The 18635-nt window shown below is 29.5% G+C and carries 17 protein-coding genes; 2 read left to right on the top strand and 15 right to left on the bottom strand.

Going from position 1 to position 18635, the window contains the following annotated elements; translation table 11 throughout:
- Positions 1-214 precede the first annotated feature (214 nt).
- The 7 genes from rodA to ABDX67_RS06905 form a co-directional block, all read right to left on the bottom strand.
- Positions 215-1492: a rod shape-determining protein RodA gene (rodA, locus tag ABDX67_RS06935; RefSeq protein ID WP_347174229.1), complete on the bottom strand. Its 1278-nt coding sequence runs from the start codon at positions 1490-1492 to the stop codon at positions 215-217.
- Complete coding sequence (gene mrdA / locus ABDX67_RS06930; RefSeq protein WP_347174228.1) at positions 1489-3375, bottom strand: penicillin-binding protein 2; 1887 nt, start codon at positions 3373-3375, stop codon at positions 1489-1491. The genes rodA and mrdA overlap by 4 nt, the downstream gene beginning before the upstream one ends.
- Positions 3376-3879 (bottom strand): rod shape-determining protein MreD, encoded by a 504-nt coding sequence (gene mreD / locus ABDX67_RS06925; protein ID WP_347174227.1) that lies wholly within the window; start codon positions 3877-3879, stop codon positions 3376-3378. It abuts the gene before it with no gap.
- Positions 3872-4699: a rod shape-determining protein MreC gene (gene mreC, locus ABDX67_RS06920; protein ID WP_347174226.1), complete on the bottom strand. Its 828-nt coding sequence runs from the start codon at positions 4697-4699 to the stop codon at positions 3872-3874. The genes mreD and mreC overlap by 8 nt, the downstream gene beginning before the upstream one ends.
- 20 nt (positions 4700-4719) lie before the next feature.
- Positions 4720-5748, bottom strand: a complete 1029-nt coding sequence (locus ABDX67_RS06915) for a rod shape-determining protein (RefSeq protein ID WP_347174225.1) — start codon at positions 5746-5748, stop codon at positions 4720-4722.
- Positions 5749-5836: 88 nt separating this feature from the next.
- Positions 5837-7366, bottom strand: a complete 1530-nt coding sequence (gene purH, locus ABDX67_RS06910) for a bifunctional phosphoribosylaminoimidazolecarboxamide formyltransferase/IMP cyclohydrolase (protein WP_347174224.1) — start codon at positions 7364-7366, stop codon at positions 5837-5839.
- Positions 7367-7675: 309 nt separating this feature from the next.
- On the bottom strand, positions 7676-8128 hold the full coding sequence (locus tag ABDX67_RS06905; RefSeq protein ID WP_347174223.1) for a GAF domain-containing protein: 453 nt from the start codon (positions 8126-8128) through the stop codon (positions 7676-7678).
- A 71-nt stretch (positions 8129-8199) separates the two neighbouring features.
- Here ABDX67_RS06905 and xrtF point away from each other — a divergent pair, with 71 nt between their 5' ends.
- Both xrtF and ABDX67_RS06895 read left to right on the top strand, forming a co-directional pair.
- On the top strand, positions 8200-8736 hold the full coding sequence (gene xrtF / locus ABDX67_RS06900) for an exosortase family protein XrtF (protein WP_347174222.1): 537 nt from the start codon (positions 8200-8202) through the stop codon (positions 8734-8736).
- Positions 8733-9173, top strand: coding sequence for an exosortase F system-associated membrane protein (locus tag ABDX67_RS06895; protein ID WP_347174221.1), 441 nt, complete (start codon positions 8733-8735; stop codon positions 9171-9173). The genes xrtF and ABDX67_RS06895 overlap by 4 nt, the downstream gene beginning before the upstream one ends.
- Positions 9174-9503: 330 nt before the next feature.
- Here the strand turns inward: ABDX67_RS06895 and ABDX67_RS06890 are convergent, their stop codons facing one another.
- The 8 genes from ABDX67_RS06890 to miaB form a co-directional block, all read right to left on the bottom strand.
- Positions 9504-11870, bottom strand: coding sequence for a hypothetical protein (locus tag ABDX67_RS06890; RefSeq protein ID WP_347174220.1), 2367 nt, complete (start codon positions 11868-11870; stop codon positions 9504-9506).
- Between the two features lie 103 nt (positions 11871-11973).
- Positions 11974-13608, bottom strand: coding sequence for a chaperonin GroEL (groL, locus tag ABDX67_RS06885; RefSeq protein ID WP_347174219.1), 1635 nt, complete (start codon positions 13606-13608; stop codon positions 11974-11976).
- 80 nt (positions 13609-13688) lie between these two features.
- On the bottom strand, positions 13689-13964 hold the full coding sequence (locus tag ABDX67_RS06880) for a co-chaperone GroES (RefSeq protein WP_301401599.1): 276 nt from the start codon (positions 13962-13964) through the stop codon (positions 13689-13691).
- Between the two features lie 186 nt (positions 13965-14150).
- The gene (gene secG / locus ABDX67_RS06875; protein ID WP_347174218.1) at positions 14151-14483 is read right to left on the bottom strand and encodes a preprotein translocase subunit SecG; all 333 of its coding nucleotides are present in this window, start codon (positions 14481-14483) and stop codon (positions 14151-14153) included.
- Positions 14480-15196, bottom strand: coding sequence for a hypothetical protein (locus tag ABDX67_RS06870; protein WP_347174217.1), 717 nt, complete (start codon positions 15194-15196; stop codon positions 14480-14482). The genes secG and ABDX67_RS06870 overlap by 4 nt, the downstream gene beginning before the upstream one ends.
- Positions 15197-15203: 7 nt before the next feature.
- Positions 15204-15716: an LptE family protein gene (locus tag ABDX67_RS06865; protein WP_347174216.1), complete on the bottom strand. Its 513-nt coding sequence runs from the start codon at positions 15714-15716 to the stop codon at positions 15204-15206.
- Between the two features lie 30 nt (positions 15717-15746).
- The gene (locus ABDX67_RS06860) at positions 15747-16979 is read right to left on the bottom strand and encodes a sigma-54 interaction domain-containing protein (RefSeq protein ID WP_347174215.1); all 1233 of its coding nucleotides are present in this window, start codon (positions 16977-16979) and stop codon (positions 15747-15749) included.
- 92 nt (positions 16980-17071) lie between these two features.
- A complete protein-coding gene (gene miaB / locus ABDX67_RS06855) occupies positions 17072-18526 on the bottom strand; it encodes a tRNA (N6-isopentenyl adenosine(37)-C2)-methylthiotransferase MiaB (RefSeq protein ID WP_347174214.1) in 1455 nt (484 codons plus the stop codon).
- Positions 18527-18635: the final 109 nt, after the last annotated feature.

Below are 18635 nucleotides of genomic sequence, written 5' to 3'. Positions count from 1 at the left end.
ATCCAAGAAAAGCCTAAAATTAATCCAAGTAAGATTAAAACCCACAATCCAATAAAGGCTTGCCAATTTAAAATGGCAAAATCTTCGAAATGATAAAATTTTTTGAAGATTCTTCTAAAATATATTATTGCAAAAAAAAAGAGAAATAATAATTAGTATTATACCTGATGCTGTTTGATTTTCTGAAATAAAATCTTGAATTCTAATTGTATTTTTACCAGTCATAGCCTTTATTAGCATCCAACTTTATAAAAATAAAAAGTAATAAGGTAAATCCCCAAAGCGAAGATCCGCCGTAACTAAAAAAAGGTAATGGAATTCCTACTGTTGGCAATAACTGAATTACCATTCCAATATTTATGACTACATGAAAAAAGAGAATGGAAGCTAATCCGTATCCGTAAATTCTTCCAAATTTATTTTTATGAGTTTCTGCTAAGTAGATAATTCGATAGAGTAGAAGCATAAATAAAACGATAACAAAAGCACTTCCTACAAAACCCCATTCTTCTCCTACAGTAGTAAAAATATAATCAGTATCTTGTTCTGGCACAAAATTACCTTGCGTTCTATCTCCTTGTAAAAACCCTTTTCCAAATCCACCACCAGAACTAATTGCTTGTAAAGATTGATTTGTATTGTATCCAATCTTTTTTGTGTCTTGAGATAACCCTAAAAGAATTTCGAAACGATCTCTTTGATGTTGTTCAAAAACATTATTAAATATATAACCAGAACTAAAAATATAGAGCCCGAAAACTAAATAAAGTCCTAAAACTTTATACCAATTAAACTTAAAGTATCCTTTATTTTTCCTTAAATAATAAAAAACAATTATAGATAATATTACAAAAACAAGAGCGATAATTGTTGTTGGTCCAAAAAGTAATGTTAGTAAAAATAGAATAATTGCAAGTGCGCCAATTGTTATGTAATTTAAAGTTAAACCTTCTCTGTTTAACACAAAAAAGAAAGATAAATACACTAAAACCGAACCAAGATCTGGTTGTAAAGCAATTAAAAAAGCAGGTAAAAAAATGATGATAAATGCTTTTATTTGATTTTTAACTAGTTTTAAATTGTAGTGTCTGTCACTTAATAGCTTTGCAACAGCTAACGCTGTAAAAGCTTTAGCAAATTCTGATGGCTGAAAACTTGCGTTTCCGAATCCATACCATGAAGTTGCGCCATTTATGTTTTTACCAAAAGCAAAAAGTCCAATTAAAGAAAGAATACCAATTATATATAAAATGCTTGCAAATTTTTCGTAGAATTTTGAATTAAAAAAAAGTATAAGAATAATTAATGGGACACATAATATTATCCACAATAACTGTTTACCGTATCTAGTAGAAAGGTCAAGTATTTCTGAATTATTATCAGTAGTTGTAGCTGCATAAATATTCATCCATCCAAAACCAACTAATGCAATATAGAGGATTACTAAAAGCCAATCTATACCATAAAAAATATTATTTTTTTCTACTCTCAATCTTTAAATTCTGTTTTCTGTATTAATTCTTTTTGATCATAAATGTTTCTTAAACTAAGATTAATCATGCTGTTTTCTATCCACTTTCTTCTGTTTCCAGTTATTTTTTTATTCAAGTATTTTTCTATTAATAAGCTTGTAATTGGTGCCGCAATTGTAGATCCATAGCCTCCGTTTTCTACATAAACAGCAATTGCAATTTGTGGATTGTCTTTTGGAGCAAAAGCGATTAGAATTGAGTGGTCATCTAATTGTTTTCTTACACCATTAATAATAGCAAAATTCTCAGATGTACCTGTTTTACCAACAATATCAATTCCATTTACTTTACTATAAGTTCCTGTTCCTGATTTAAAAACATCGTGCATTCCTTCTATGATTAGATCATAATATTTAGAGTCTATGGTTGTTTTTTTGGCAACAGTATATTTTGGGTTTTTGATATTTTCCCCATTTTTCTTTTTTAATATATGTGGAGTAAAAAAATAACCTTTATTTGCAATTGCAGCAGTAACATTTGCTAACTGAATTGGTGTCGTTTCAATTTCTCCTTGTCCAATAGCATTTGAAATTGTTGTTGTTGCTCCCCAAGTGTATTTATAACGAGAATCATAATAATTACCATTTGGTATTAAACCTGGACTTCCAACAGGTAAATCGTAGCCTAAATAATTTCCAAGACCAAAACTATTTACATGTTTACTCCAAGTATTCATGCCAATTTTTGAAGATTCTGCATTTTCTATTATTCTTCTATAAGTCGTAGAAAAATAACTATTACAAGATTTAGAAATGGCTGTACTAAGTCTAATAGGGCCGCCATAAATATCACAATGACATTTTTGAAAGTCACTTTTTTTATTTCCGTAACGATAACCACCATAACAATATACACCGAAATTAGGATCTATGACACCTTCTTGTAAGCCAATTAATGCATTTATTAGTTTAAACGGAGATCCTGGTGCGTAAGATGCTTGTAGTGCTCTGTCAAAAGTTGGTTTGTCTAAATTGTTTTCATCCATTAATATAACAGAGTTTTTAGAGCGTTGCCTTCCAACCATCATATTAGGGTTGTAAGTTGGTGATGATATTAATGCTAAGATTTCTCCAGTTTTTGGTTCAATGGCAACAATTCCACCACGTTTTCCAGACATTAATAACTCTCCATATTGTTGTAATTCGCTATCAATAGTCAATGTAATATCTTGTCCGTTTATAGCCAAAGTATCAGATTCTCCATTTTTATATTTTCCAATAATTTTATTTAATCGATTTCTATGAAGAAATTTTTTTCCTTTAACTCCACGTAAAATAGAATCGTATGATTTTTCTACTCCGCTACTCCCAATTAATTCTCCTTGCTGAAAATTCGGATTATTTTTTGCCTCTAATTCATTTACTTCACTAATATAACCCAAAACATTTGCTGCCGAATTAATAGGATAATCTCTAATGTTTCTTTTTTGAATATAAAAACCTTTAAACTTATGAAGCTTTTCTTGTAAAAAAGCAAAATCTTCTTTTGCTAGTTGCTTTAAGAAAACCGACGGAAGCCAAGGTGAGTAATTTTTAGCAGTTTTGTACTTTTTATTAAAATAATCTACATCAATTTTTAAAAGATTACAGAACTCAATAGTGTCTAGAGGTTCTACTTCATTTGGCACAACCATTACGTCATACGAAAGTTGATTGGCAACTAAAAGTTTGCCGTTTCTATCAAAAATATAACCTCTTTCAGGATAATCATAAATTACTTTTACGGCAGCATTACGGTTTGGGTCTAAATCAGCTCCATTAATTACTTGTAATTGAAATAATCGACCTAGTAATATTAATCCTGCTAGAGTAATAATAAAGTAAAGTAAAACGCTACGTTTCATTTATTTTTTCTTTCTGATAATGTATGTTCCTAAAAAAAACAAAACTGAAGTAAAAATACTTGAATACAATGTGTTAAATAAAACACCTGAAAAGTTTTGTGTGCTAAAGTTAGCTAAAGAAAATAAGATGAAGTGATGAATTACTATTAAAATTATCACATAATTAAAAACTTTTCCAAATGGTTCTTGATACAGATCAAATAATAAATAATCTTGTTCGGTTTTTTTAAAAATTACTCTGACAAGAAAAAGCCTTATATATGCAATAAACAGTAAAGAGAAAGCATTTATTCCTCCAGAGTCAGAGAAAAAATCAATTGATAATCCTAATAAAAAAGAGAGAAATAAAAATAAGTATCGTTCTTTCTTTAAAGGATAAAAAATAACAAAAGCAACATATAAATACGGATTTATATATCCTAAAAACAACACGTTATTTAAGAGAAATACTTGTAATAATAAGAGTAAAAAAAATAAAAACGCAATGTAGCTAACTTTATTCATCTGATAAATTGATTAAAGTTCTTATTTCTTCTTTGTCTAATGCAGTAACAACATACACATTTCCGATATTACTCATGTCGTTAAACAATTTTATGTCTATTGAGTTGTTGTTGCTTTGAGAATTTATTTTTTGAATTGTTCCGATTAAAATTCCTTCAGGAAAAATAGTTGATTTTCCGCCAGTAATTATTGTATCTCCAACCTTTATGTCTGCTTGTCTTGGAATATCTTCTAATTGAACAATGTTATAATCTTGTCCGTCCCAAATAAGCGTTCCAAAATGAAAGCTGTTTTTTAACTTTGCATTAATTTTACTATTGCTGTTTAAAATTGACTGCACTCTAGCATAATTTGCACTTACATCATCGGTTATTCCAATGATACCTTTGCTATTTACAACTGCCATTTCCTTGTAAACTCCTTGATTTCTTCCTTTATTAATAAGAAGAATATTATTTTGATTGTGGTAATTGTTCCTGTTAATTTTTGCAGTTGTATAAGAATATTTCTGATGATATTTTGTAGAATCAACAATATTTATTATTGCTAAAGAATCAGCTATTGAAGTATATTTCTCAACTAAATTTTTTAAATTATTGTTTTCTAATATTAATTCTTCATTCTGGTGTTTTAAATTGAAGTAATTAGAAATTTGTGAAGTTTTATCGTAAAGACCACCAGTAATTTCATTAGCAGAACTAATAAATTTACTTTTATGAAAATTATTATTATTTATTGTAAAGAAGATGGATATAAATCCTAACAATAAAAAAAACAGAAAATATTTGTACTTTCTAAAGAAATAAAATAATTGTTGCATAGAAAAGTGTCAAATATATTTTATTTCATTAATATGCTTTTATATTTTTCAATCTCTTTTAAAGCAATTCCTGTTCCCCTAACAACGGCTCTTAAAGGATCTTCTGCAACATAAACTGGTAAATCTGTTTTTCTAGATAAACGTTTGTCTAATCCGCGAAGCATTGATCCACCACCAGCTAAATAAATTCCAGTATTGTAAATATCTGCAGCTAATTCTGGCGGAGTTCTAGATAATGTTTCCATAACCGCATCCTCAATTCTTAAAATAGATTTATCTAAAGCTTTAGCAATTTCTCTGTACGAAACTTGTACTTGTTTTGGTTTTCCACTTAATAAATCTCTACCTTGAACCAACATGTCTTCTGGCGGAGAATCTAAATCTTCTGTTGCAGCACCAATACTTATTTTAACTTTTTCTGCTGTAGTTTCTCCAACATATAAGTTGTGTTGTGTGCGCATATAATACATAATGTCGCTCGTAAATAAATCACCAGCAACTTTTACCGATTGATCACAAACAATACCAGCTAAAGCAATAACAGCAATTTCTGTTGTTCCACCACCTATGTCAATAATCATGTTTCCTTTTGGCTCCATAATATCGATGCCAACTCCAATAGCAGCTGCCATTGGCTCAAAAATTAAATAGATTTCTTTGGCATTCATATGTCTTGCAGAATCTTGCACTGCTCTTCTTTCGACTTCTGTAATTCCAGACGGAATACAAATTACCATACGTAAAGCAGGTGGAAATAATTTCTTTTTGATTGATGGAATTTGCTTTACAAATTCTTTAATCATTTCTTCTGAAGCTTGAAAATCTGCAATAACTCCATCTTTTAACGGACGAATGGTTTTAATATTTTCGTGCGTTTTTCCCTGCATTAAGTTTGCTTCTTTTCCAACAGCAATAATTTTACCAGTTATTCTGTTTCGGGCAACTATTGATGGACTGTCTATTACCACTTTACCATTGTGAATAATAAGTGTATTCGCAGTACCTAAATCGATAGCGATATCTTCCGTCATAAAATCGAAAAAACCCATAAAATTATCTTTTTTTTATTTTTTATTGTATTCTTACAAATCTACTAAATTTCTGTGGTCAAATCACACAATATTTAATAGTTATTTATTAGTGTTTAAAATGTCTAGTTCCTGTTAAAACCATAGAAATGTTATTGTTGTTGCAATAATCTATACTTAATTGATCTTTAATAGATCCGCCAGGTTGAATAACACTTGTAATTCCTGCATTTCCTGCAATTTCTACACAATCTGGAAATGGAAAAAAAGCATCACTCGCCATAACAGAATTATTTAAATCAAAATTAAAATTATTTGCTTTCTCAATTGCTTGATTTAATGCGTCAACTCTGCTTGTTTGACCTGTTCCACCAGCTAATAATTGTTTGTTTTTTACTAGAATTATTGTGTTTGATTTTGTGTTTTTACACAATTTTGAAGCAAATAATAAATCTTCTAACTGACTTTCGGTTGGTTTATTGTTGGTTGCATAAGATAAATCTTCTAAACGATCTGTTATAAAATCTTTGTCTTGCACTAAAGCGCCATTTAAACAAGTTCTAATAGTCGTTTTTGGCAACTCAACTTCTTTCTGAATTAAAATAATTCTATTTTTCTTTCCTTTTAAAATTGCTAAAGCATCATTTGTGTATGATGGAGCAATAACTACCTCGCAAAAAAATTTATGAATTTCTTCAGCAGTTTCAACATCTATTTCTGAATTTGCTATTAAGATTCCGCCAAATGCAGAAACAGGGTCACCAGCTAATGCATCTAAATATGCTTGTTTTATTGTTTGTCTTTGAGCAAAACCACAAGCATTATTGTGTTTTAAAACCGCAAATGTTGGTGCTTCTCCTTTAAATTCTGCCATTAAATTAACAGCAGCATCAACATCTAGTAAATTGTTATAGCTTAATTCTTTTCCGTGTAGTTTATCAAACATTGCTTCTAAATCGCCAAAGAAAAAACCTTTTTGGTGTGGGTTTTCTCCATATCGTAAAACTTGACCTTTAGTTTCGCTAATTTTTAAAACTGGTTCTTCGTGATTGTTGAAGTAATTAAAAATCGCTGTATCGTAATGTGATGAAATATTGAACGCTTTTGCTGCCAATTTTTTTCTATCTGAAAGTGAAGTTGAACCATTATTCTCAGAAATTAATGATAAAAAATCATTATACTGTTCCATTGAAGAAACAATCACAGTGTCTTTAAAGTTTTTTGCAGCAGCTCTAATTAATGAAATTCCGCCAATATCAATTTTTTCAATAATGTCTTCTTCTGAAGCACCAGAAGCAACGGTTTTTTCAAATGGATATAAATCTACAATGACTAAATCTAATTGCGGAATTTGATATTCATTCATTTCTGCAATATCGCCATCGTGGTTTTGTCTGTTTAAGATTCCGCCAAAAACTTTTGGATGTAATGTCTTAACTCGTCCACCTAAAATAGATGGATAAGATGTAACATCTTCTACAGGAATTACAGGAATTCCTAAGTCTTTAATAAATTTTTCGGTTCCGCCAGTTGAGTAAATAGTTACGTTTTGCTCGTTTAATTTTTCAACCAAAGGCTGTAATCCGTCTTTATGAAAAACAGAAATTAATGCAGATTTAATAGTTTTTGTGCTGGTCATTTTGTTGTGTTGTTAAGCACGCAAAGCTACTAAATATCTAAGCTTTAAGCAATAAGTTTTTTTGCTTAAAATTTAAACTTGTTCAAATTCAAATCTGGACTTAAAATTGTTGACTAAACTAGTATAGTTTTGATGTTTCTTTGAAGAAAAGCGGTTCTTTTTAGAACCTGTTATTTTGCTTATACAAGCACTGAAAAAAGTATTTTGTTTTTTCATTTTTAGGGGGAATTAATGAGTACAAAAGTATTTTAGTAATAAAAATTACATAACAAACATAAAGATTTTTTTTAGAATAAACAATCGTAATTGTTAGAATATTTTAGAAACTTTTTCACAAACAAATTCTAGTAACTCTTCGTCTTTTTCTGTAAATATGTTTGCTGTGTGAGAGTCGATGTCTATTTGCCCAATGTTTTCATTATTTACAAAAATTGGTATTACAATTTCAGACTTCACTTTCCATCCGCAAGAAATATAATTGTCTTGCTCAGAAACATCTTGCACTACAAAATTTTGATTACTAACGGCAACTTGTCCACAAATACCTTTCCCGAAAGGAATGATAACATGGTCTGTTGGTTCGCCTGTAAATTGTGCTAATTTTAATTCTTCTTTGTCACCGTTTTTAAAATAAAATCCAACCCAATCATAATAAGATATTTCAGATTCTAAGTAATCGCAAATTGCTTGTAGTTTATCTTCTTTAGTGTTTGATTTATCAATTATTAAAGAAATATGTTGTTTTAAATTATCTAGTTGCATATAGTTTTAATTGAAATTACTTAAATTTGTTAAGATTGATAATTAATGTTGCAAAATAAATACATTTTAGTTTGAATAAGTATAAAAATATCGCCCTTTTTTTAGTTAAATTTTTCGCAACATATTTTTTACTTTTTGCTCTTTATGCTATTTATTTGAAATCTAGTCAAGTTAAAGATAGTGTTTTTCAATGTTCATCAATTACTAATAAAGTTGCAGATCAAACAGTTTCGGTTTTAAGTTTTTTCGGCTATAATGTTTCAAGTGTACAGCATACAGCAGAAATGTCTGTGAAATTATTGGTAGAAGGTCATTACATTGCTAGAGTTATTGAAGGATGTAATTCTATAAGTATTATTATTTTATTTGTAGCTTTTATTGTCGCTTTTTCGGGCCCAAAAAGAACAACGATAATTTATGCAATTGTTGGTAGTTTAATTATTTATGCGATAAATATTTTACGAATTGCTTTTTTAACAATAATGTTATATAAATATCCAAATCAACAACTGGTTTTACACAATTTAGTTTTTCCGGCAATTATTTACGGAACAACTTTTTTATTGTGGGTAATATGGGTTCAAAAGTTTTCACATCATAAAAAATGAAAAAAGCGTATAAATACATATCGATAGTAATTCTTGTTACTTTGCTCTTTTTAATTAGAGCTTTTGAAAACGATTTGTTTTACGACCCGTTAATTGTATATTTTCAAAATGATTATTTATACTCAAGTATGCCAGAAGTAAATACTTGGAAATTGGTTGTCGATTTGTTGTTTAGATATACTTTAAATTCATTAATTACTTTAGGAATTATCTATGTAGTTTTTAATAAAAAAAGACTTGTAAAATTTGCAGGTTTCTTTTTAATGTTGGCGTTTTTAGTGTTAATAGTTGTTTTTGTGTTTTTATTAAAAGGAGAATTTAAACAAGGTTATTTATTTCCTTTTTATATTAGAAGGTTTTTAATACATCCACTTTTTTTATTAGTACTTTTCCCTGCGTTTTATTATATGAAATTAAATAAATTAAAAAGGTTTTAGTAAGTCATAGATTTAGTTTTTACCAATTAAATGAAACAATAAAAATAGTATTTGCTTTTATATTCTCGGTAGGTTCTGTATTTACAGCTTGTAAATCAGAGAAAAAAGAAATTAAAAACAACATGTTACCGTTGATAAAGATTCAAAAAAAATTAGTGCATAATACGTATCAATGCCCAATAGATTGTGAAAAGGCAAAACTTACGAGAAAGAAGGAACTTGCCCAATTTGAAAAATGAAACTCAGAAAAAAGTAAAAGGAGAAAGTGATTCAGACGAGAATCATTAAATTAAAAAAACCTCGAGTATTTCTCGAGGTTTTTTGTGTAAACTATTTGATAGTTATTATTTTCTCTTCAAAAATTATTGAGCCATCATTTGCAATTCCTTCTATATAAAATCGAATACTTTTTTGATTTAAATGCGGAACTTTAAAAGTGTAGTTTTCTTTATCTAATTCAATTTTTGATTTCCAATAAATACCACCGTAATTTTTGAAAATATCTGACGAAGTAGAATAATATTTTGGTTGATAATATTCTTTTGATTTAGAAAAACCAGTTGGTAACTCATTATTTAAAAAGGTTATTTTATTTCCGTACTTTCTAACAGGATTGGTAAATAAATAAATCTCTCCACCAAAAGATTTTGTGTAATATATTTCATCAAAATCTTCAACATTTAAATGATTAATCATGTAAATGCTATTTTCATATTGACTAACAATCTGGGTGTTGTCTAAAAACACTTTTACAAAATCTGCAGTAATTCCTGGGGTTTTAATAAGGTTGTTGTCTCCGCCGCCTAAAATACTTATTGGTCCTCTACTAGTACCTCTATTTGTAGAAATTGCAGCGCTTTGAGAATTATCTGCATTAATATCAAATCCTCTGTTTCTTAAGAAATCAAGGATATTTATTCTTTTAGGAATTAATCCGTCAGAAACTTTAAAAGTTTGGTAAGAGTTAGATCTTTTGGGTTTGTGTTTTAATTTTGATTTTCCTCTTACTACAACTTCATCTAAAAGAATTCTTTCTTTTATAAAGTCCTTTAAGTTTAGATTTAATTCATCCGATTTGAATGTTTGTTTATTTACAGCAATAGGATTGGTGTTTAATTTAGGTAAATAATTAGCATAAATCTGAGGTTTTATCAACTTGTTTTTTTCTTGAATTGAAAAACTTACGTTGCTAGAATCTAATAAATAAATATTATCAAAAGAAAACTTGTTATTAGTTACCGGAGCAGATAATAACAGTTCACTTTCAGATGAAAATAAAACGATGGTTGCATTATCATTAAGATTATTCATATTTACAGTTCCTTTAACTGTAATCCCTTTTTCAAAGTCAAAATTTTGTCTTGGGGTTGCATTAAAAATATTATACCAATTATACTTGCTCCATCCTTGTGTTAAAAGCAATAAGTCTAAATCAGCTAATTTTTTTCTGTTTGTGTTTTTAAAATAGTATGAACTGTTTTCTACATCCCCTTTTATATAGGGTTTTAATAGAAACTTAGAATACATTGTGTTTTCTAAAGCATAACTTTTTGTGCTTTCTGGCAAGAAAGTGGCACTTAAAAAATGATTTTTCGCATCGTTTTTAGTAAGTGTTATTGTTAATGAATCTCTAGATTTTGCAATTACTTTAGAAGAAATATCAGAATATAAATCCTTATGATTGTTAAAAAATACTCTTTCTAAGATTGGTTGCATCTTATCATTTAAAATTGTAATAATATTTGCTCCTTTTTGTAATTTTTTAATAGATAAAAAAGAATTATAAGAATAGGTGTTTTCTTTTAAAGAAAACGAACTTTTAATAATAGATGATGTGTTGTGTATATAAATGTGATATGTATTGTTTGCAGTATTTTTTAAAGTCTCTTTATTGGTCTGCATTGTTAACTTTATAAAAGTAGAATTAGGATTATTAACGTTAAGTGTAATTCCAACTTTTTTTGCAGCTTCAATATTTTTTATAATAGTTTCATTATTTTGAGTTGTAATTTTAACTTTATAATTGGTGTTTGGTTTGTAATAAAAACTTACTTTTCCTAAACCAAACTGATTTGTGCTTACTTCTTTTACAACGTTGTTTTTATCATCTAGTAAAACACCAGATTTTATTTGAATACCTTTATTTTTTTTGTCTTTAATGATAATGCCAACAACTGCGTTTGTAGCTTCTACTAAATGACCGCCTTCAGGCAACAATTGTAATTCATAATTACTGTTAGACTCAACTATGTTTTCCTCGGATTTTTTGCCTCCAATAACATGTATTTTTTGAATAAATGATTGATCTTCTTTAAAATTTTGCATCCAATTAGTCGATGCTTTTAAATAATAGGTTCCGTCTGTAAATGTAGAATCAATTTTTATGCTTCCAGATGCAATTCCGTTTTTAACAAATAGTAATTGAGATTGTTTGTGCTCCCCTTTTTCATTATAAATTGCACTGTACAAATTAGTTGTGTGGTTGTGTAATTTATTAGTTTTTTGATCTAAAATATATGCTTGAAACCAAACCTCTTCACCGTTCATAAAGCTCGTTTTATTTAAATGTAAGTACGGAATCTCTCTCGATAATTTAAAGTAATTAACATAAGAAGAATCTAGCGATTTCTTTTCTTGTCCAAAACAAGCAGCTGTAAAAATTGATAAAAAAAGAAATAAGAGTGTTTTTTTTTTCATAGCTTAAAGATAATTAATTATTTGTTAATTAATCACAAAAATCATTCCATAAAAAAACCTCGAGAATTCTCGAGGTTTTAAATTTATCTAAAGCGATTCGCTATTACATCATTCCTGGCATTCCGCCACCCATTGGAGGCATTCCACCACCAGGATTATCTTCTTTAATGTCGATTAAAGCACATTCAGTTGTTAAAATCATTCCAGCTACAGAAGCAGCATTTTCTAAAGCAACACGCGTTACTTTTTTAGGATCAATAATTCCAGCTTTTAACATATCAACATATGCATCAGATTTAGCATCGTAACCAAAATCTTTTTTACCTTCTAATACTTTGTTAATTACTACAGAGCCTTCTCCGCCAGCATTTTCAACAATGGTTCTTAAAGGAGATTCTATTGCTCTAGCCACAATTTGGATTCCAGTAACTTCATCTAAATTATCAGCAGTTAATTTTTCTAATACTTTTTTAGCGCGAACTAAAGCAACTCCACCGCCAGCAACAATTCCTTCTTCAACCGCAGCTCTAGTAGCGTGTAAAGCATCATCAACCCTGTCTTTCTTTTCTTTCATTTCTACCTCAGAAGCAGCACCAACATATAAAACTGCAACTCCGCCAGCTAATTTAGCCAAACGTTCTTGTAATTTTTCTTTGTCGTAATCAGAAGTTGTCGTTTCAATTTGTGCTTTAATTTGATTTACTCTCGCTTTAATATCAGCAGCATTTCCAGAACCATTTACAATTGTAGTGTTGTCTTTGTCAATTGTGATTCCTTCAGCAGTTCCTAATAAATCTAACGTTGCATTTTCTAAAGAAAAACCTCTTTCTTCAGAAATTACTGTTCCTCCAGTTAAAATAGCGATGTCTTCTAACATTGCTTTTCTTCTGTCTCCAAAACCTGGAGCTTTTACAGCAGCAATTTTTAATCCACCTCTTAATTTATTTACTACTAAAGTGGCTAATGCTTGTCCATCAACATCTTCAGCAATAATTAATAATGGTCTTCCAGATTGAGAAACTGGTTCTAAAATTGGAAGAATTTCTTGTAAGTTAGAAATCTTCTTATCAAATAATAATACATACGGATTTTCTAAATCTGCAATCATTTTATCTGCATCTGTAACAAAGTACGGAGATAAATATCCACGATCAAATTGCATTCCTTCAACAACATCAACATAAGTGTCCATTCCTTTTGCTTCTTCAACAGTGATTACGCCTTCTTTACCAACTTTGGTAAATGCAGTAGCAATTAAATCTCCAATAACATCATCGTTATTTGCAGAAATAGCAGCAACTTGTTTTATTTTTTCAGATGAATTACCAACTTTTTGAGATTGTTTGTCAAGATCTTTCACAATAGCAGTTACTGCTTTGTCGATTCCACGTTTTAAATCCATTGGATTTGCACCTGCGGCAACATTTTTTAATCCTTCTTTTACAATTGCTTGTGCTAATACGGTTGCAGTTGTTGTTCCGTCACCAGCTAAATCGTTGGTTTTAGAAGCTACTTCTTTTACCATTTGAGCTCCCATGTTTTCTAATTCGTTTTCAAGTTCAATTTCTTTTGCTACAGAAACTCCATCTTTTGTAACAGTTGGTGCTCCAAATGCTTTAGAAATAATTACATTTCTTCCTTTTGGACCTAAGGTTACTTTTACTGCATTTGCTAATGCGTCAACTCCACGTTTTAAACCATCACGTGCTTCAATATCAAATTTTATATCTTTTGCCATTTTTTAAAATTGTTTATTAGTTTAATTGTTTATTAGTTTAAAGTTGCTACTAAATACTGCAACTGTAAACTGAACACTTTTTATATAATTGCTAAAATATCGCTCTCTCTCATCATCAAATAATCAGAACCTTCTAACTTTAATTCAGTTCCTGCATATTTTCCGTATAAAACAGAATCTCCAACTTTTACAGTTAAAGGCTCGTCTTTTGTTCCGTTACCAATTGCAACGACAGTTCCTTTTTGAGGTTTTTCTTTAGCGTTATCAGGAATAATAATACCTGAAGCTGTAGTTGTTTCTGCAGCAGCTGGTTCTACAAGAACTCTGTCTGCTAAAGGCTTAATGTTTAATCCCATTTTTATAAATTTTTTGATTAATTAATAGTTATTTTATATGAAAAATAAAGAGTCATAAATTATACCAATTCATAAAAACTGACAATTTTACTACATCTTCGTTTTCTTTGTAAAATATATAGATATAAAAAATGCCAACGTGTCATTTACGTTGGCATTTATATAGTTTGTTTTTAAAAACTTTTACTAGTTAAGACTATCGTTAGTTGTAACTGGTGTTGTGTTTACTGGAGCTGGATTTACATTTTCTAATGTATTTTCTAACTGAGGATTGTTACTACTTGCTCTTGGTATTGCAAAATTTGCTAATAAGATTAAAGCAAACATAGAGATTGCTAAAGTCCAAGTAGATCTATCTAAAAAGTTATTTGTGTTTTGTACACCACCCATAGATTGTGCTCCACCACCACCAAATGAAGAAGATAATCCTCCGCCTTTTGGATTTTGTACCATAACGATTAATATTAATGCAATTGCAACGATTAATATCAAAATTAAAATGATTGTATACGTACTCATGATTTATTTTTTTGTAAAATTCTAATTCTTTTAATTTGGTCTGCAAAGGAACCACTTTTTTCTGGATATTTCAAACTTAATATTTCATATGCTTTGATAGCGTTTTCGTGCTTATTTTGCTCTAAATAAACTTTCGCTAACGTTTCAGTCATTAAGTAAGAGTCTTGTTTTTCTTCTAAAACAACTTCTTTTTTTTCGGCATCTTTAGAAATCTTAGAAATTTTTGGATTTTGTTTGATAAAATTATCAATAATCACTTTTTTATCTATTGTCTCTTTTTCAACAGGATTTCTTACAATCTTTTTTTGAGTTGCTAATTGCATCCATTCATTAAAAGAATGTGTTTCTGTTTTAGAAAAGGAAATTGGTTTGCCAATTGATAATTCTTCTTTAATCTCAATAACAGGTTTTTCTGAAACTATTTTCTCTGTAATTTGTTGATGTACTTCTTTAGATTCTAATTTTGGTTCTTCAATAAATTTTGATGAAGTAATAAAATCAAATAAAACAGTTCTGTCTGCTGTATGAGCGGCTGTTATTTTTAGTTCGTTATTGTATTTAAAACTATCTTTATTTTTTAATCCTTTTAAATAAATTGCTCTAGCAGCTTGAAAATATGGATATTCATCAATAATAGTTTTTACTACTTCTGTATTTTTTGCAGTAACTTTTAGTGGATTTTTTAATATTTTGGTAAAGCTGTTTGTGTTCATAATAGGTTTACCATTTTGCTACAGATGCGTTAAAAATATCTTGTGTTATTCTATCTATAATTTCTTTATATGCTGTTTCTAAAACATCACCGATTAATTGTGAATTAGCCGGATAATCATGATAAAAAGAAAATGATTTCTCGAAATTATCCTTTTCAACAAACTTATTAAAATAACGAACATTTACTGTAATTGTTAATCTATTTTGCGCCGCTGTTTGTTGAGCAGTAGAGCTCATTGGCGCAATTCTATATCCTGTTATTTCTCCTTCAAAACGTAAATCTCCAAAACTGCCAGTTGGCGCAGGAGATAAGTTGGTTTGTCTTAAAAATAAATCTTGTAAATCTTGCGTAAACTTCTGACTTAAAGAAGGCTCAACTAAAGGAGCATTATTTCTAAAAAAACCTATTTGAAGCGTTTTAGCCTTGCCTGTATCTCCGCCAGTAAAAGAATAAGCACCACAAGATGTTATGAGTATTAAACTGATAAAAAAAGTTGCGATGTAAAATAGTTTTTTCATACGGATTTCAAATATAAACAAAAGTAAGAGTTACAAATCGTATTGTTTAATTTTTCTATATAATGTGCGTTCAGAAATGCCTAATTCTTTTGCAGCTAATTTCCGTTTGTTATTGTTTTTTTCTAATGATTTTTTTATCATTTCAACTTCTTTGTCTTGCAATGATAAAGATTCATCTTCTTCGATAGTTTCAATAAAATCATACGTATCATCATTATCTACAGAGTTTTGTTTAGAAATTTGAACCACTTCAACATTACTAGAACCATGTTGTTCTTTGTAAATTTTTTCTAATAATTTATGATTTTCCTCTTGTAAGTCATCAATATCATCATTCTTTAAAATATCTAATGTCAATCTTTTTAAATCGTTGATGTCATTGCGCATATCAAACAAAATTTTATACATAATGTCTCGTTCGTTTGCAAAATCAGAATTTGAATTCCCAGAATTACCAATTACAGCAGGTAAATTGCCTTGGTTGTTTGGTAAGTATTGAATCAGTTTTTCTGCAGTAATCAATCTATTTTCTTCAACAACAGAAACTTGTTCAGCAATATTTCTTAACTGTCTAATATTTCCTGGATAACGATAATTTGTGAGTAGATTTATCGCATTTTCTTCTAATCTAATCGTTGGCATTCCGTATTTCTGAGCAAAATCTGCAGCAAATTTTCTGAACAATAAATGAATATCTTCTTTTCGTTCTCTTAATGGAGGCAAAGAAATTTCTATGGTACTTAATCTGTAAAATAAATCTTCTCTAAATTTTCCTTTCTGAATTGCATTTGCCATTTTTAAATTTGTAGCAGCTACAATTCTAACATTGGTTTTTTGAACTTCAGAAGAACCAACTTTTATGAATTCTCCATTTTCTAAAACACGCAATAACCTTACTTGAGTTGTTAATGGTAATTCACCAACTTCATCTAAAAAAATTGTTCCGCCATCGGCAACTTCAAAATATCCTTTTCTACTTGTTGATGCTCCAGTAAACGCACCTTTTTCGTGCCCGAATAATTCACTATCAATAGTTCCTTCCGGAATTGCACCACAATTTACAGCAATGTATTTTGCATGTTTTCTGTGTGATAATTGATGGATGATTTTTGGAATATTTTCTTTACCAACTCCACTTTCTCCAGTTACAAGTACAGAAATATCTGTTGGTGCAACTCTAACGGCTTTTTCTAAAGCACGATTTAAATGCAAATCGTTTCCAATAATTCCGAATCGTTGTTTTATTACTTGTAAGTTTTCCATTTTTTTGAGGTTCAGAGGTTCATAGTTACAAAGGCTCAAAGTGAGTTTTATTTTCACTTTGTAACTTTGAAACTTTGCTACTTTTTTTCAATTTAATTATTATCAGAATATCCGACTGCGGCTCCAATTAAAGTTGCAGAAGTACAATCTTCTACTTTTACATTTACAAAATCACCTATTTTATAATGTTCTTTCGGAAAAACAATTACCATATTCTGAGTATTTCTTGCTTTCCAATGTAGATTAGATTTTTTTGACTCGCCTTCAATTAAGAACTCTTCTGTTTTTCCTAAATGCTGTTTTGTCCTATATAAACTGTGTTCTCTTTGTAACTCAATTACTTCTGCTAATCTTCGTTTTTTAACTTCAAACGGAACATCATCTTCCATTTTTTTTGCAGCCAATGTTCCTGGTCTTTCAGAATAGGCAAACATATAACCGTAATCGTATTTTACATATTCCATTAAACTTAAAGTGTCTTGATGATCTTCTTCAGTTTCTCCACAAAAGCCAATTATCAAATCTTGTGATAAAGACATTTCTGGAACGATTTTTAAAATATTATCTACTAGCTCAATATATTCTTCACGTGTATGTTGTCTGTTCATCGCTTTTAGAATTTTTGTACTTCCGCTTTGAACAGGTAAATGCACATATTTACACACATTTTTATGTTTAGCTATTACATGAATTACAGCTAAACTCATATCCTGCGGATTAGAAGTAGAAAAGCGAAAGCGTGTTTTTGGAAAACGAGTTGCTGCCATATCTAATAACTGGGCAAAATCTACAGCAGTTGCTTGTGCCATTTCTGAGGCTTTCTTAAAATCTTTTTTCAATCCGCCACCATACCATAAATAGCTATCTACATTTTGCCCAAGTAAGGTAATTTCTTTGTAATTCTGATCTATCATAGACTGAATTTCTTCTAAAATACTTTGAGGGTCACGACTTCTTTCTCTTCCGCGTGTAAACGGAACTACACAAAAAGTACACATATTATCGCAACCACGAGTGATTGAAACAAAAGCAGAAACTCCGTTGTTGTTTAAACGCACTGGAGACACATCTCCGTAGGTTTCATCTTTTGACAAAATAACGTTTACAGCATCTCTACCAGCTTCAATTTCTTCAAGTAAATTTGGTAAATCTCTGTACGCATCTGGTCCAACAACTAAATCAACAATTTTTTCTTCTTCTAAAAATTTTTCTTTTAAACGTTCTGCCATACAACCTAAAACTCCAACTTTCATTTTAGGATTTATCTTTTTTACTGCATTGTATTTTTCTAAACGTTTTCTAACAGTCAATTCTGCTTTTTCACGAATAGAGCAGGTATTTACTAAGACTAAATCTGCGTCTTCAAGATTTTGAGTAGTGTTAAAGCCTTGTTCTGCAAGTATTGAAGCAACAATTTCGCTGTCGTTCATGTTCATTTGACAACCGTAACTTTCTATAAATAGTTTTTTGGTGTTTTCAGATTTAATCTCTTTTACAAGTGCTTTTCCTTGTAAACTTTCATCTATTATCTTTTCAACTTGTTCCATATTCGTATTCAAAATGAAAGGCAAAGATACAACCAAATTCTAAAAATTATGACACATTGGCAGAAAATTAACGTTCATTTTTTAGTTAAAATGAGCTAAAAAGCAATAG

It is taken from the genome of Polaribacter uvawellassae, from assembly GCF_039748955.1.
Classification (GTDB): Bacteria; Bacteroidota; Bacteroidia; order Flavobacteriales; family Flavobacteriaceae; genus Polaribacter; species Polaribacter uvawellassae.
Note: the sequence above shows the minus strand (reverse complement) of the source record. Positions and strands in the feature narration are given on the sequence as shown.

Excerpts from the sequence above, each read along its gene's own strand:
- mrdA (WP_347174228.1), bottom strand. The coding sequence starts at position 3,375 with ATGAAACGTAGCGTTTTACTTTACTTTATTATTACTCTAGCAGGATTA.
- mreD (WP_347174227.1), bottom strand. The coding sequence starts at position 3,879 with ATGAATAAAGTTAGCTACATTGCGTTTTTATTTTTTTTACTCTTATTA.
- mreC (WP_347174226.1), bottom strand. The coding sequence starts at position 4,699 with ATGCAACAATTATTTTATTTCTTTAGAAAGTACAAATATTTTCTGTTT.
- ABDX67_RS06915 (WP_347174225.1), bottom strand. The coding sequence starts at position 5,748 with ATGGGTTTTTTCGATTTTATGACGGAAGATATCGCTATCGATTTAGGT.
- purH (WP_347174224.1), bottom strand. The coding sequence starts at position 7,366 with ATGACCAGCACAAAAACTATTAAATCTGCATTAATTTCTGTTTTTCAT.
- ABDX67_RS06905 (WP_347174223.1), bottom strand. The coding sequence starts at position 8,128 with ATGCAACTAGATAATTTAAAACAACATATTTCTTTAATAATTGATAAA.
- ABDX67_RS06895 (WP_347174221.1), top strand. The coding sequence starts at position 8,733 with ATGAAAAAAGCGTATAAATACATATCGATAGTAATTCTTGTTACTTTG.
- ABDX67_RS06890 (WP_347174220.1), bottom strand. The coding sequence starts at position 11,870 with ATGAAAAAAAAAACACTCTTATTTCTTTTTTTATCAATTTTTACAGCT.
- groL (WP_347174219.1), bottom strand. The coding sequence starts at position 13,608 with ATGGCAAAAGATATAAAATTTGATATTGAAGCACGTGATGGTTTAAAA.
- ABDX67_RS06880 (WP_301401599.1), bottom strand. The coding sequence starts at position 13,964 with ATGGGATTAAACATTAAGCCTTTAGCAGACAGAGTTCTTGTAGAACCA.
- secG (WP_347174218.1), bottom strand. The coding sequence starts at position 14,483 with ATGAGTACGTATACAATCATTTTAATTTTGATATTAATCGTTGCAATT.
- ABDX67_RS06870 (WP_347174217.1), bottom strand. The coding sequence starts at position 15,196 with ATGAACACAAACAGCTTTACCAAAATATTAAAAAATCCACTAAAAGTT.
- ABDX67_RS06865 (WP_347174216.1), bottom strand. The coding sequence starts at position 15,716 with ATGAAAAAACTATTTTACATCGCAACTTTTTTTATCAGTTTAATACTC.
- ABDX67_RS06860 (WP_347174215.1), bottom strand. The coding sequence starts at position 16,979 with ATGGAAAACTTACAAGTAATAAAACAACGATTCGGAATTATTGGAAAC.
- miaB (WP_347174214.1), bottom strand. The coding sequence starts at position 18,526 with ATGGAACAAGTTGAAAAGATAATAGATGAAAGTTTACAAGGAAAAGCA.